Source organism: Bradyrhizobium sp. 4 (assembly GCF_023100905.1).
Taxonomy (GTDB): Bacteria; Pseudomonadota; Alphaproteobacteria; order Rhizobiales; family Xanthobacteraceae; genus Bradyrhizobium.
In genome coordinates this window covers 7,344,291-7,356,976 of record NZ_CP064686.1, presented here as the reverse complement: position 1 = coordinate 7,356,976, position 12,686 = coordinate 7,344,291, and the positions used below count along the sequence as shown (strand labels likewise).

Sequence of the window (12,686 nt, the reverse complement as noted above, 5' to 3'; positions counted from 1 at the left end):
CGGGGAGAGGGAGAAGAAGCCCTACACCACCTTGCTGCTTCCCTGCGTGATCAGCCGGGCGGCGCGCTGGTCGCGGGCGTAGATCCAGAGCCAGCTCAGGGCGACGCTGAGGCGGTGGCGCAAGCCGATCAGGAAGTAGATGTGGGCAATGCCCCAGATCCACCACGCGATGGTGCCGCGCAGCTGGATGCGGCCGAAGTCGATCACCGCGAGCCGCTTGCCGATCTGCGCGAGGCTGCCGGAGTGCTTGTAGCGGAACGGGCCGGTCGGCTCTTTGCGCAGCCGGGCCTTGATGGTCTCGGCCACGTGACGGCCCTGCTGCTTGGCGGCGGGCGCGATGCCGGGCACGGGCTTGCCGTCCCAGGCGTTGATCAAGACGGTATCGCCGATCGCAAAGATTTCGGGATGACCGGGGATCGTAAGATCGTCTTCGACCTGCACGCGCCCGGCACGATCGGCCGGTGCGCCCAGCCACTCGGCCGCGGGCGAGGCGCGCACGCCGGCGGCCCAGATTCGTGTCTTGGCTTCGAGCAGCTTGCCGCCGAACACCACGCCCTCGCGATTGATCTCGGTGACGGCCTGTCCGAGCACGACCTCGACACCGATTTTCTCCAGCGAGGCCTGCGCGTAGGCCGAAAGGTCATCAGGGAAGCCTGCGAGCACGCGCGGACCCGCCTCGATCAGCACCACGCGCGCCTTGTTGGTGTCGATGTTGCGGAAGTCGGCGGGCAGTGTGTGATGCGCCATCTCCGCGATGGTACCGGCGAGCTCGACGCCGGTGGGGCCGGCGCCGACGATGACGAAGGTCAGCCGCGCCGCGCGCTTTTCCGGATCGGTCTCGCGCTCGGCGCGCTCGAACGCCACCAGGATGTGACGGCGCAGCGTCGTCGCGTCCTCCAGCGTCTTCAGGCCCGGCGCGAACTTCTCCCATTCGTCGTGACCGAAATAGGCATGCCGCGCGCCGGTGGCGAGCACCAGCGTGTCGTACGGCACCTCGCTGCCGTCGTCGATCAGCACGCAGCGCCTGTCGGCGTCGACGCCGCTGACGGTCGCAAACAGCGTCGTCACATCGCGCCGGTCGCGCATCAGGTGCCGGACCGGCCATGCGATCTCGCTGGTGGCGAGCGAGGCGGTCGCGACCTGGTAGAGCAGCGGCTGGAACAAATGATGGTTGCGGCGGTCGATCAGCGTGATCTCGACCGGGCTGCCGGCGAGCCGGTAGGTCGTCTCCAGCCCGCCGAAGCCGGCTCCGACGATGACGACGCGATGCGGTGTCGTGGTCATGATGCGCCCCTCCGAATCTCGCGGCTCTATCCTCATCTAAACGCTGATCGGGCGCCGCGGTCCAATAGCCGTCATCAATCGCTGGATAGGCCTGACGTATCGATATCCCGCGAAAAAGCGCCGCAGCCCTCGCCGAAGTGAGTAGAACTATATTTCTTGCCATTAACGATCGGGGTGAAATATGGTGCAGGGCGGGCGCTGAGCCATTGGCGGCGCGACAGATTTTGCGTTCAATAGAGATGACCCGGGGCGGCAATCACCCCGCTTCCGGGCATAATAATATGGAGGGGAGTGGTTATGAGGACGGCATTCTGGCTGGCGGGCGCAGCGGCGCTGGTGCTGGCAGGCCCGGCATCCGCCGGCGACACCATCAAGATCGGATTCGTTTCGACCTTCAGCGGCCCGACCGCCGTGATCGGCAACGACATGCGCAACTCGTTCGAGCTCGCGCTGGATCACATCGGCCGCAAGATGGACGGCAAGCCGGTCGAGGTGATTTACGAGGACGACGGACAGAAGCCCGACGTCGGCAAGCAGAAGACCGAGAAGCTGGTGCAGTCCGACAAGGTCGACTTCATCGTCGGCTACATCTGGTCGAACGTGCTGCTGGCCTCGCTCAAGACCGCCGTGGATTCGCAGACCATCCTGATCTCGGCCAATGCCGGTCCGTCGCAGCTAGCCGGCGAGCTCTGTTCGCCTTACGTGTTCTCGACCTCCTGGCAGAACGACCAGACGCCGGCCGCCATGGGCCTCTACATGAACCAGAAGGGCGTCAAGAGCGTCTTCTTGATCGGCCCGAACTACGCCGCCGGCAAGGACATGCTCGCGGGCGTGAAGAGCACGTTCAAGGGCGAGGTCAAGGGCGAGGAATACACGGTCTGGCCGAGCCAGCTCGACTTCTCCGCCGAGCTCTCCAAGGCGCGCGCCTCGGGTGCCGAGTCGATCTTCGTGTTCTATCCCGGTGCAGCCGGCGTGCAGTTCCTCAACCAATATGCGCAAGCCGGGCTGAAGAGCACGATGCCGCTCTACACGGCGTTCACCGTCGACGAGCTGTCGCTGCCGCTGCAAAAGGAGAACGCGCTCGGCGTTCCCGGCGCGCAGGAATGGGTGAATGATCTGCCCAACGAGCAGAACAAGCGCTTCGTCGCCGACTATCGCAAGAAGTACCCCGGCCTGCGCCCGACCTATTACGGCGCGCAAGCCTATGACGCGGCCCAGCTCATCAACAGCGCGGTGGTCGCGGTGAAGGGCGACACCAGCAAGAAGGACGCGATGAAAGCCGAGATGGAGAAGGCCAACTTCAAGTCGCTACGCGGCCCCTTCAAGTACGGCAAGAACCACATCCCGGTGCAGAACTTCTATCTCCAGGACGTCGTCAAGGACGGCGAAGGCCAGCTCTCGCTGAAGACGGTCGCGACCATCGTTGAAAACGACCAGGATCGCTTCCACGACAAATGCACGATGAAGTGAGCTGATTGCTTCTCCCTCTCTCCGTTCTTGCGGGGAGAGGGAACGGGTCAGGGGCGGCCTTTACGAGTTGTCCTGTCGCCGCACACTCACAGTCCCTCCACGTCATTGCGAGCGCAGCGAAGCAATCCAGAATCTTTCCGTGGAAAGACTCTGGATTGCTTCGTCGCTTCGCTCCTCGCAATGACGGCCTTGGTAGAGACTACATCCGCGGCATGCTCACAGGCCGCACCTCGCGCGCTTGCGCCGCGAGCCTGATCCCGGCATTGGCCGCGCCGAAGCCCTGATAATCCCGTCGCTCCACGATCTCGAAGAAGAAACGCTCGTCGAAGATGTGGGTGTAGACCTGAAAGAACTCCCCGTCGCCTTCGCGGTCGTAGAGAATGTGGTTGGCGCGCAGCTGCGCCATCAGCTCGGGCGCGAGGTCGTATTTGGCTTCGATGTCGTCGTAATAATTATCCGGGATATCCAAAAAATCCGCGCCGCGCTTGCGCATCTCCGCGACCGCCGCGAAAATGTCCCGGCACGTGAACGCGACGTGCTGCACGCCCGAGCCGAAAAACTCCGAGATGAAGCGGGCCGGCAGCGTGCGGTTGGCGGATGAGCCGTTGAGCACGAAGCGCAGGCTCTGGTCGCCGTTGACGACGGCCTGGCTTTGCACGAGGCCCCTGGGATCGGCGATCTCCATCTGCGGCAGCCGCTTGAGGTCGAGGATGCCGGTGTAGAACAGCAGCCATGACAGCATCTCGTCATAGGGCATCGACTGCGCGATGTGATCGACGGCCAGCAGGGCGTCCGCGCGAGCGTCGCTCGGGACTTGTTCGAAATCCGTGTCCCAGTTCTTGCCGGCTTGGTCGAGGAAATACAGCAGGCTGCCGCCGACGCCGTGGATTGCGGAAATCTCGAGCTCGCCCGGTCCGACCGGCTGGTAGAAGGTGCGCGCTTTCAGTGTTTCGGCGCGCTGCATGACGAGGCCGGCATTGTCGACGTCGAGCGCGATGGCGCAGACGCCGGGGCCATGCGTCACGTAGTGCGAATGCGCAAAGCCGTCGGTCTCGGAGTTGACGACGAGCTCGACCTTGCCTTGCGACCAGCGCTCCACCGCCTTGCTGCGATGCTTGCCGGTCTTGCGGAAACCGAGCTGCGCGAGCAGGCGGGCGAGTTCGCCGGCCTTGGTTTCGTTGACGGCAAACTCGATGAAGCCCGTGCCGCGACTTCTGGGCTTCGGCGCCAAGGGCTCGCTGATGAGCTTTGGCCAATCCGGTGCAAGCTGGTCTTCCAGCAGGATCAGAGAACGCAGGCCGTCGACCGCGGTCTGCACGGCCGAGCCGGCGCGGAATTGGTCGTTGAAGATCTCCAGCGACAGCGGTCCGGCATAGCCGGTTGCCGCGATCGCCGCCATGAACTCGCCGACCGGCAGGTCGCCCTGGCCGGGAAAGGAGCGGAAGTGCCGACTCCACGACAAGATGTCGAGCTCGAGCTTCGGCGCGTCCGCAAGCTGGATCAGGAAGATCTTGTCGCCGGGGATCGAGGCCATCGCGCGGACTGGAAAGCCGGGGGCCAGTGCGTGAAAGCTGTCGAGGATGACACCGATCGCGGGGTGTTCGGCGCGCCGCACGATTTCCCATGCATCGCGGTAATCGTTGACGTGGCGTCCCCAAGCCAATGCCTCGTAGCCGACCCGCAAAGATCGTTTGGCCGCGCGCTCGCCAAGCTCGCGAAAATCATCCGCGGCGCGGTCAATGCCGCCGAGCGAGGCCGGCGACACGTTGGAGCAGATCAGCAGCAGGTCAGTGCCGAGCTCCTGCATCAGGTCGAACTTGCGCTCGGCGCGGGCAAAGTTGCGCGAACGCTGCGGCTCCGGCATGCCCTCGAAATCGCGGAACGGCTGAAACGCGCAGATCTCGAGATTGAGGTCCTTGCAGAGTTTTGCGATGTCGCGCGGGCCGGCGCCGAACGACAGCAGATCGTTCTCGAAAATCTCGACCGCGTCGAAGCCTGCAGACGCGATGGCGCGGAGCTTCTCGTCAAGGGCGCCGGAGAGAGAGACCGTTGCGATCGAGCGTTTACTCATGCTGCGTTGTCCTTCATCGCGCCGCCCAGGAACAATTGTCCGATGCGGGGATCATTCAATATGCGCTTCGCGCCGTCGATCATCCGGGTCTGGCCGAGCTCGAGCACGATGCCGATGTCGGAAATCTCCAGTGCCGAGCGTGCGTTCTGCTCGATCATCAGAATGGTGACACCGCGGTCGCGCAGGGATTGCAGGATGTCGAAAGTCTGCTGCACCATCAGCGGCGACAGGCCGATCGAGGGCTCGTCGATCAGAACGAGCTTCGGTTCGAGCAGCAGCGAGCGGGCGATTTCGAGCTGTTTCTGCTCGCCGCCGGACAGCGTGGAGGCCTGCTGCGTCGATTTCCGCCGCAGCGCCGGGAACAGGTCGAGCGCGGCTTCGATCCTGCTCTGCAGGTCGATGCCCTTGCCGGCGGAAACGCCGCCGAGCTCGATGTTGTGGCGCACCGACAGCTCGGGAAAGATGTTGCGGCCCTGCGGCACGTAGCAGATGCCGGCATTGAGCAGCGCGCGCTGGCTCAGATGGGTGACGTCGCGGCCGGCGAAGCTGATCTTGCCCTCGCGCAGCCTGAGCAGGCCGAAGATCGCCTTGAACACGGTGGACTTGCCGGCGCCGTTTGGGCCGATGATGGTGGTGATGGTGGCCTGCGGCACGGCGAAGGTGGTGCCGTTCAGGATCGTCATCTTGCCGTAGCCGCCGACGAGGTTGTGAACCGAGAGGATCGGATCGCTCATGATGGCTCTCCTAATGTCCGAGATAGGCTTCGATCACGGCGGGGTTCTTTCGGACCTCGTCCGGTCGTCCCATCGCCAGCACCTTGCCTTCCGCCATCACCATCACGCGCGAGCACAGCGACATCACGAATTCCATGTTGTGCTCGATCACGACGAAGGTGGCATTCTTCTCGCGGTTGATCGCGACCAGGCGGTCCTTCAGGTCAGCGAGCATCGACGGGTTGACGCCGCCGGCGGGCTCGTCGAGCAGCACCAGCCGCGGTCCGCCCATGAAGGCCATGGCGGCGTCGAGCAGTTTTTGCTGGCCATAGGAGAGCCCGCCGGCCGGCTCGTCGGCGAGATGATCGAGCTTGAAAAATCCGATCATCTGGTTGGCGGCCTCCGTCAGTCCGGCATCGGAGCGGCCGACCAGGCGCGAGGCCATGCTGCCCTGGTGCTCCTGTCCCGCGAGGATCAGGTTCTCGCGCACCGAGAGTTTTGGGAACACCTGCAGGAGCTGGAAGGTGCGGCTGACCCCGAGCTTGTTGAGCTCGGCGGGGCGCAAGCCCGTGACGACCTTGCCGTCGAGCTTGACCTCGCCGCCGCTCGGCGTGAGCTGGCCGAGGATGCAGTTGAACAGGGTCGACTTGCCGCAGCCGTTCGGCCCGATCAGGCCGAGGATCTCGCCTTCGCGGACGTCGAAAGAGACGCCGCTGACGGCGCTGATCCCGCCAAAGTTCTTCTTGATGTCGGTGACTTCGAGGACCGCGCTCATTGCACCGTCTCCAGCCGGGACTTTGCGACGGCGCGCTGGGCGGAGGCCACCTTGGTACGGCGTTCGGCGAGATAGCGGTCGAGGATTCCCAAGATTCCGGTCGGCGACCAGATCAGCAGCCCCATCACCGCGATCGCGTAGAGCATCAGATAATAGCCCTCGGTGAAGCGCAGCCATTCCGGCAACAGCACGGCGATCATCGCGCCGAGGAACGGACCGAGGAAGAAGCCGGCACCGCCGACGATCACCATCATCAGCAGGTCGAGCGAGAGCGACAGGTTGAACGGCACGGGATCGATATATTGCGTCAGCGGCGCATAGAGCGCGCCGGCGACGCCGCCGAGCGCGGAGCCGATCGCGAACGCCATCAGCGTATAGCGGCGCGTGTCGACGCCCAGCGACTGCGCCCGCAGCGGGTTTTCGCGCAGCGCCATGAAGGCGCGGCCCCAGGGCGAGCGGATCAGCCACCACACCGCGAGCGACACGATCGCGAGCGAGCCGAGGCAGACATAATAGAACGGCAGCGGCTTGTTGGTCGCGATGCCGAAGATGTGCGGCCGCGGAATGTTGGAGATGCCGTAGATGCCGCCGGTGAGCCAGCTCTCGTTGCGAAACACCAGGAAGGCCAGCGTGGAGAAGGCGAGCGTGACGAAGGCCAGGTAATGGTGCTGCACCCGCAGCGCGGGATAGCCGAGCATCCAGCCGACCGCGAAGCTCAAGGCGATCGCAACGACGATCGCCGCCGGCAGCGGCCAGCCATGGGTGGTCATGATTGCCGCGGCGTAGGCGCCGATGCCGACGAAGGCGCCCTGTGCCAGCGAGACCTGGCCGGCATAACCGAGCGTGAGGTTGAGGCCCATTGCGGCGATGGCCATCACCGCCCATTGGCTCAGGATGAACAGGCCATAGCGGTTGAAGTTCATGGGGACGACGATCAGCGCAGCGATGACGATGAGGCCGAACGCGATCTTGAGAGGTTTGGCGAAGCCACTCATACGGTCCGCTCCTCGGCGCGACCGAGCAGGCCCTGCGGCCGGAACAGGATGACGGCGATCAGGAAGATCATCGGCACGGCGGCGCGGTACTGCGTCGAGACATAGGCAGCCGCGAGATTGTCGAGCACGCCGATCAGGAGACCGCCTGCGATCGCGCCGCGCACCTGATTGAACCCGCCGACGATCGCGGCGATGAAGGCAGCCTGGCCCAGCACCTCGCCGGACGTGAATTTCGCGAGATAGATCGGCGTGATCAACAGCGAGGCGAGAGCGACCAGGAACGCGTTGATCAGGAAGGTCAGGAGAATCATCCGCTCGACCGGAACGCCGATGATGCGCGCCACGGTCGGATTCTGCGCCGCCGCCTGCATCTGGTGGCCGAGCGAGGTGCGGTTGAGAAGCGCGGTCAAGCCGAAGACGGCAACGATAGCGAGGACGAGGACGCCGATGCTTTGCAGCGAGACGGCATGGCCGAGGATGGAGACGTCCCCGGTCGGCACGATTGAGGGGAAGGGTGAGGCTTCGGCGCTGAAGAACTGCTTTACGGCCTCCTTGAGGCCGATCGCGAGCGCCATGGTCGCGATCGCGAGCGGCAGCACGCCATGGCGCATCATCGGATCCACCAGCAGCATCTTGAAGGCGAGGCCGAGCAGGAGCATCGAAAGCAGGATACCGAGGATGATCGCGAGCCAGAACGGCGCGCCGGCATGCATCGCCGCCAGCATCAGGAACGCCGGCAGCATCACGAACTCGCCTTGCGCGAAATTGATGGTCTGCGAGGTCTGCCACAGCAGCGTGAAGCCGACCGCGACCAGCGCATAGATCGCGCCGGTGGCAAGTCCGGCGACCAGAAGATCGAACAGATTGGACATTTTCCCCTCTCGGCGCGCTGTCTTCTCCCTCTCCCCACTCTCTTTCTTCTCCCTCCCCCATTCTTACGGGAGAGGGAGACGAAAGATCTCGCTCCGCAAGAAGCGGGCGAAGGGCAAAGACCTCACTTCACCTTCGGCAGCACCTGTTTCACGACCTGCTTGCCTTCGACCACTTCGACCAGAAAGCTCTGGCGATCGATGTCACCGGTGTCGCTGAAGGAGACGTCCATCAAGATGCCCGGCTCGTCCGCGGCCTTGATGGTCAGGCCGTGCAGCGTGTCGGCGAACGCCTTGGAATCGACCTTGCCCATCTTGTCGGTGGCGGCCTTCACCATGTAGACCGCGAGATAGCCTTTCAGCCCGTTATGGTCGGGCACGTAATTGTACTTCTTCGCGAACTTGTCGCGAAACGCCTTGATCAGGTCGACCGGCGCATCGGTGGTGAGGCCGACATGGCCGCGCGCGCCGTTGGCGGCATCGCCCGCAAGCTCGATCACCTTCTGGCCGATCAGCGTGGTCTCGCCCATCAGCGGCGCGGTGACGCCCTGGCGCTTCAGCTCCTTGAGGATGCGCGCGCTCTCTTCCTCGTTCAAATAGACGAACACGGCGTCGGGATTGGCGGCCTTGATCTTGCCGACGTCGGCGGCGAAATCGGCCTGGCCCGCCTCGGTGGAGAGATCGGCGACGACCTTGGAGCCGAGCCGGTCGAGCTCCTTGACGACGACATCGCGACCGCCGCGGCCAAAGTCATTGTTGACCCAGACCACCGCGACCGACTTCGCCTTCATGTCGTCGTGAATGTATTTGGCGACCTTCGGCATCGACGATTGCTGGCCGAACGAGGTGCGGAACAGGAATTTGTTTCCGCCTTGCGTCAGCTCGGCGGCTTCGCCGCCCATGATCTGCGCGATGCCGGCCTCGGCCGCCAGCGGCGCCGTCACCTTCACGGACCCGGAATAGCCGGGTCCGAGCAGCACATAGGGCTCGGCGTCGAGCGCCTTTTGCACCTGCGCGCGCGCGACGCCCGGGTTGGATTGCGAGTCCGCATGAGTGACTTCGAGCTTGCGGCCGAGCACGCCGCCCTTGGCGTTGATCTCCTCGATCGCGAGGTCGATGCCGTTCTTCCAGTTGGTGCCGACGGTGGCGCCGCCGCCGGACAGCTCGGCGACGTCGGCGAGCTTGATCGCCTGGGCGTGGACACCGGTTGCGGTCGCGAATGCAAGCAGGGCGCCTGCCAGAATGGTCGATTTCATGGTCTATCCTCCGATTTCTTTTGATGTTACGCGCGGCCTTGTGTCCGGCCGCTTCGGTTACGCTGCGTGATAGGCCGGGCTTCGTGCCGCCATCACCTCGTCGAATGCCTCTCCCATGATCTCGGTGGATGGGGCAAGGCCAGTGAACAGTTCGAAAGCGTCGGCGGCCTGGTAGATCGCAAGCTCCCGGCCGGTCATGATCCGCGCCCCCTTGGCTTGGGCAGCCGCTAGCAGCGGCGTGATCAGCGGCGAATAGACGGCGTCGGCGACCCACAGGTTTTGACGCAACAGCGTCGGCGCGACCGGCGTTTCCCGGTTCGGCAGCATGCCGACCGGCGTGCCGTTGACGAGGCCCGTTGCGCCATCGAGCGCGTCCTCGACGCTCGCGGCGACCCTGGCGCCACCCTGCTTGACGAGCAGTGCGGCGAGTTTTTCGGCGCGTGCCGGCTCGCTGTCGAAGATGCGGATGTCGGCCACGTCAAGGCTCGCCAGCGCAAAGGCGATCGCCTTGCCGACGCCGCCGGTGCCGATCACAGCGACCGCGTTTCCAGAGGCCGCCAGCAGCGGCGCGACGGCGCGCGCAAAGCCCGTCGTGTCGGTGTTGTGGCCGATCAGCCGGCCGTTGCTGGCGACGACGGTGTTGACCGCCCCCATCGCGGCCGCACCCGGTGCCAGTTCATCGAGCAGCGGGACCACTGCCTCCTTGTAGGGAAAGGTGACGTTGACGCCGGCAAAGCCGAGCCGCCGCACGCCTTCCAGCATCAGCCGGAGCCCGGCCGCATCGGCGCCGGCCACTTCGATGAGCTGATAATGTCCGCGCAGGCCAAGCCCCTCCGCGGCGCGCTCATGCATGGCAGGGGAGGCGGAATGCGCGATGGGTGCGCCGATCAGGCCGGTCAGGAGTTTTTTGGATGCGGCAGGTCCGCGCTTTGACATGGTTCGCTATCGTCTCGTTGGGAGCGTTTGGTCCCGGCCATTAGCGGGGAAATCCGCCCAATTCCAAGGGGCTTCCACCAGGGACGATAGCCTTTCCTCGGCCTAACACAATTACCCTCTTGTCCTGCAAACCTAACGTAATGTTATCTCTTCCGCCGTGGCGGCGCGGCCCTGCTTCTGCCCCGCGACGGCTCGACCGCGCGCATCTCCGCGCGCAGGGCCTCGATGAAATACTCGACATGAAGCGACAGCGGCGCGCCGCGCTTCACCGCGATACAGGTATCGAATCGCGTCGGCTCGGTGATCTTGATCAGCTCGATGCCGGGATAGCCCCCATGGGCCACCGTGAACTGGTCGATGATGGCGATGCCGAGCCCCGCCTTCACCAGCGCGCAGACCGTGGTGCCGAAGCGGGCGCGGATGGTGATGTTGTACTCGAGGCGGTGGCGCGCGAAGATCTCGGCCATGATCCGCCCGTAGGGATCGTTGGGATCGATGCCGATCAGCGGATAGCGGGTGATCTCGGCGGCGGAGACCTGCTTGCGGCCGGCGAGCTCGTGGCCCGGCGGCACGATGCAATAGAGCTCGCCGGAGGCGAGCGGCATGAAGTCGAGCCCGGAATGCTCCAGGCGGTAGCTCATCGCCACGCACTCGCCGCGGCCGAGCATGAGATAGTCGATCGCTTCCTCGAGCTTGAGGATGTTGATGTCGATGCCCAAATCCGGATAGCGTCGCCGGACCCGCTCGATCGCGCGCGGCACCATGACTTGCGAAATGCTCGGCACCGAGCCGATTCGCAACTCCGACAATCCGCCGCGTCCGATCTTGGAGATGATCTCGGAGAGGTCGTCGACCTTCTTGTAGACGCCATTGATCTGCTCGAAGATGTTCTCGGCTTCCGGCGTCGGGAAATAGCGGCCGTTCTGGCGCTGAAAGAAGCGGATGCCGAGCGAGCGCTCGGTGTATTTGACGAGGCGGCTGATGCCCGGTGCCGAAACGTTCAGCAGCTTCGCCGCGCCGCCGATCGTGCCCGTCACCATCACGGCACGGATCACTTCAACCTGGCGTAGCGTCATCATGTCTTGGGCATCCAAAAGATAATCCTTGGCGGCGATTATCTCACGGGAGCCATGATGTCAGCCAGCGGTAAGGGCGGCCAGCGGTCAGGGAGGCGCGGGATCTGTTGTAGCGGCGTCGGTTGCCGCAACTTCGTGCTAGCTCGCCGGTCCTTCCGGCGAGGCGCTCTCGACCGGCTTGGTGCGCTCGCTTTGCAGCACCCCGCGCGCGAACTCGATGATCTTCTGCTTGTTTGCCGTTTCGCGGACGGCGAAAAATACGCGGTTGAGTTCCAGGCCGAGCACGCTGTTGAGGGCGATGTCCTCGTCTTCCATCGTGGTTTCCCCGCTTCAGACATTGTAGGTGTAACTTGACGTCACTTCTTCCACAAGTAGATTAAGCCTTCGGGGTCAATGGGATACCGGGAAACTACGGAAACGCTGAATTGAGGCAGTCGCCAGGACGTGCTATAGCGATAACGAGGGTCAGGAAACGCACCGATGTCCGCCGTGGATTATGGCCGGGAAGCGCTCGACTTCATTGAGGGGCTTGGAGCCTATACCAAGGTTCCGGACGCCATGGATGCGCTTGCGACCGCGTTCGGGCGCTACGGCTTCGAGCACATCATCGTAACCGGCTTGCCGAATCCCGATCAGCGTTTTTCCCAGATGGTGCTCGCCAAGAAGTGGCCGGCGGAGTGGTTCAGCCTCTATACCCAAAAGGCTACGACCGCGTCGATCCCGTGATCCGCAAATGCCGGCAGACGGTGAACCCTTTCGAGTGGTCCGAGGCGCCGTACGATCCGGAGCTGGAGCCGGGCGCGGTGGAGGTGATGCGGCGCGCTGCCGATTTCCGTATGTCGCGCGGCTTCGTCGTGCCGATCCACGGATTGACCGGCTACGAGGCCGGCGTCTCGCTCGGTGGCGTTCACCTCGATCTCAATGCGCGCAGCAAGCCGGCGCTGCACCTGATCGGCATGTACGGCTTCGATCACATTCGCCGATTGCTCGATCCGGCGCCGCATCGATCGATGCGCCTTACCCCGCGCGAGCGCGAGGTGCTCGCCTGGGCTTCGCAGGGCAAGTCGGCTTGGGAAATCGGCGAGATCCTGCACATCACGCAGCGCACCGCCGAAGAGCATCTCGCAACTGCCGCGCGCAAACTTGGTGCCGTCAACCGGACGCATGCGGTTGCGATCGCAATCCGCCACAGAATCATCACCCCCTGAAATCCGCGCCTACTGGGAAATTTCCCAATAGTC

General features: G+C 64.2%; 11 protein-coding genes and 1 pseudogene. 2 read left to right on the top strand and 10 right to left on the bottom strand.

The annotated features are described in order from the left end of the window. Positions 1-21: 21 nt before the first annotated feature. Entirely contained in the window at positions 22-1,284 is a 1,263-nt protein-coding gene (locus IVB45_RS35315; RefSeq protein WP_247357585.1) for an NAD(P)/FAD-dependent oxidoreductase, read from the bottom strand. 297 nt (positions 1,285-1,581) lie between these two features. On the opposite strand from IVB45_RS35315, the gene IVB45_RS35310 reads away from it, so the two are divergent. Next, entirely contained in the window at positions 1,582-2,754 is a 1,173-nt protein-coding gene (locus IVB45_RS35310) for an ABC transporter substrate-binding protein (protein ID WP_247357586.1), read from the top strand. Between the two features lie 199 nt (positions 2,755-2,953). Here IVB45_RS35310 and IVB45_RS35305 read toward each other — a convergent pair whose 3' ends face one another. The 9 genes from IVB45_RS35305 to IVB45_RS35265 all read right to left on the bottom strand — a co-directional run bounded on the left by IVB45_RS35305 (position 2,954) and on the right by IVB45_RS35265 (position 11,760). Further along, positions 2,954-4,825 carry a sugar phosphate isomerase/epimerase and 4-hydroxyphenylpyruvate domain-containing protein gene (locus IVB45_RS35305; RefSeq protein WP_247357587.1) on the bottom strand — a complete coding sequence of 624 codons (1,872 nt, stop codon included), beginning with the start codon at positions 4,823-4,825 and terminating at the stop codon, positions 2,954-2,956. Further along, complete coding sequence (locus IVB45_RS35300; RefSeq protein ID WP_247357588.1) at positions 4,822-5,559, bottom strand: ABC transporter ATP-binding protein; 738 nt, start codon at positions 5,557-5,559, stop codon at positions 4,822-4,824. Before IVB45_RS35300 ends, IVB45_RS35305 begins: the two co-directional genes overlap by 4 nt. A 10-nt stretch (positions 5,560-5,569) precedes the next feature. Continuing rightward, positions 5,570-6,313: an ABC transporter ATP-binding protein gene (locus IVB45_RS35295; protein ID WP_247357589.1), complete on the bottom strand. Its 744-nt coding sequence runs from the start codon at positions 6,311-6,313 to the stop codon at positions 5,570-5,572. Beyond that, a complete protein-coding gene (locus IVB45_RS35290) occupies positions 6,310-7,308 on the bottom strand; it encodes a branched-chain amino acid ABC transporter permease (protein ID WP_027565922.1) in 999 nt (332 codons plus the stop codon). The genes IVB45_RS35295 and IVB45_RS35290 overlap by 4 nt, the downstream gene beginning before the upstream one ends. Beyond that, positions 7,305-8,180, bottom strand: coding sequence for a branched-chain amino acid ABC transporter permease (locus tag IVB45_RS35285; RefSeq protein WP_027565921.1), 876 nt, complete (start codon positions 8,178-8,180; stop codon positions 7,305-7,307). Before IVB45_RS35285 ends, IVB45_RS35290 begins: the two co-directional genes overlap by 4 nt. A gap of 122 nt (positions 8,181-8,302) precedes the next feature. Beyond that, complete coding sequence (locus IVB45_RS35280; RefSeq protein WP_247285294.1) at positions 8,303-9,433, bottom strand: ABC transporter substrate-binding protein; 1,131 nt, start codon at positions 9,431-9,433, stop codon at positions 8,303-8,305. A 57-nt stretch (positions 9,434-9,490) separates the two neighbouring features. Continuing rightward, on the bottom strand, positions 9,491-10,369 hold the full coding sequence (locus IVB45_RS35275; RefSeq protein ID WP_247357590.1) for a shikimate dehydrogenase: 879 nt from the start codon (positions 10,367-10,369) through the stop codon (positions 9,491-9,493). Positions 10,370-10,512: 143 nt separating this feature from the next. Continuing rightward, positions 10,513-11,448, bottom strand: a complete 936-nt coding sequence (locus IVB45_RS35270) for a LysR family transcriptional regulator (RefSeq protein WP_247357591.1) — start codon at positions 11,446-11,448, stop codon at positions 10,513-10,515. A gap of 135 nt (positions 11,449-11,583) precedes the next feature. Continuing rightward, the gene (locus IVB45_RS35265; protein ID WP_247357592.1) at positions 11,584-11,760 is read right to left on the bottom strand and encodes a hypothetical protein; all 177 of its coding nucleotides are present in this window, start codon (positions 11,758-11,760) and stop codon (positions 11,584-11,586) included. Positions 11,761-11,925: 165 nt separating this feature from the next. Between IVB45_RS35265 and IVB45_RS35255 the strand changes: the two are divergent. Beyond that, a pseudogene (locus tag IVB45_RS35255) lies at positions 11,926-12,653 on the top strand (LuxR family transcriptional regulator). The last annotated feature ends 33 nt before the right edge of the window (positions 12,654-12,686 follow it).

What these genes read in the sequence shown, in the direction of transcription:
- IVB45_RS35270 (WP_247357591.1), bottom strand. Translation starts at nt 11,448, where the DNA reads ATGATGACGCTACGCCAGGTTGAAGTGATCCGTGCCGTGATGGTGACG.
- IVB45_RS35315 (WP_247357585.1), bottom strand. Translation starts at nt 1,284, where the DNA reads ATGACCACGACACCGCATCGCGTCGTCATCGTCGGAGCCGGCTTCGGC.
- IVB45_RS35300 (WP_247357588.1), bottom strand. Translation starts at nt 5,559, where the DNA reads ATGAGCGATCCGATCCTCTCGGTTCACAACCTCGTCGGCGGCTACGGC.
- IVB45_RS35275 (WP_247357590.1), bottom strand. Translation starts at nt 10,369, where the DNA reads ATGTCAAAGCGCGGACCTGCCGCATCCAAAAAACTCCTGACCGGCCTG.
- IVB45_RS35290 (WP_027565922.1), bottom strand. Translation starts at nt 7,308, where the DNA reads ATGAGTGGCTTCGCCAAACCTCTCAAGATCGCGTTCGGCCTCATCGTC.
- IVB45_RS35295 (WP_247357589.1), bottom strand. Translation starts at nt 6,313, where the DNA reads ATGAGCGCGGTCCTCGAAGTCACCGACATCAAGAAGAACTTTGGCGGG.
- IVB45_RS35305 (WP_247357587.1), bottom strand. Translation starts at nt 4,825, where the DNA reads ATGAGTAAACGCTCGATCGCAACGGTCTCTCTCTCCGGCGCCCTTGAC.
- IVB45_RS35265 (WP_247357592.1), bottom strand. Translation starts at nt 11,760, where the DNA reads ATGGAAGACGAGGACATCGCCCTCAACAGCGTGCTCGGCCTGGAACTC.
- IVB45_RS35285 (WP_027565921.1), bottom strand. Translation starts at nt 8,180, where the DNA reads ATGTCCAATCTGTTCGATCTTCTGGTCGCCGGACTTGCCACCGGCGCG.
- IVB45_RS35310 (WP_247357586.1), top strand. Translation starts at nt 1,582, where the DNA reads ATGAGGACGGCATTCTGGCTGGCGGGCGCAGCGGCGCTGGTGCTGGCA.
- IVB45_RS35280 (WP_247285294.1), bottom strand. Translation starts at nt 9,433, where the DNA reads ATGAAATCGACCATTCTGGCAGGCGCCCTGCTTGCATTCGCGACCGCA.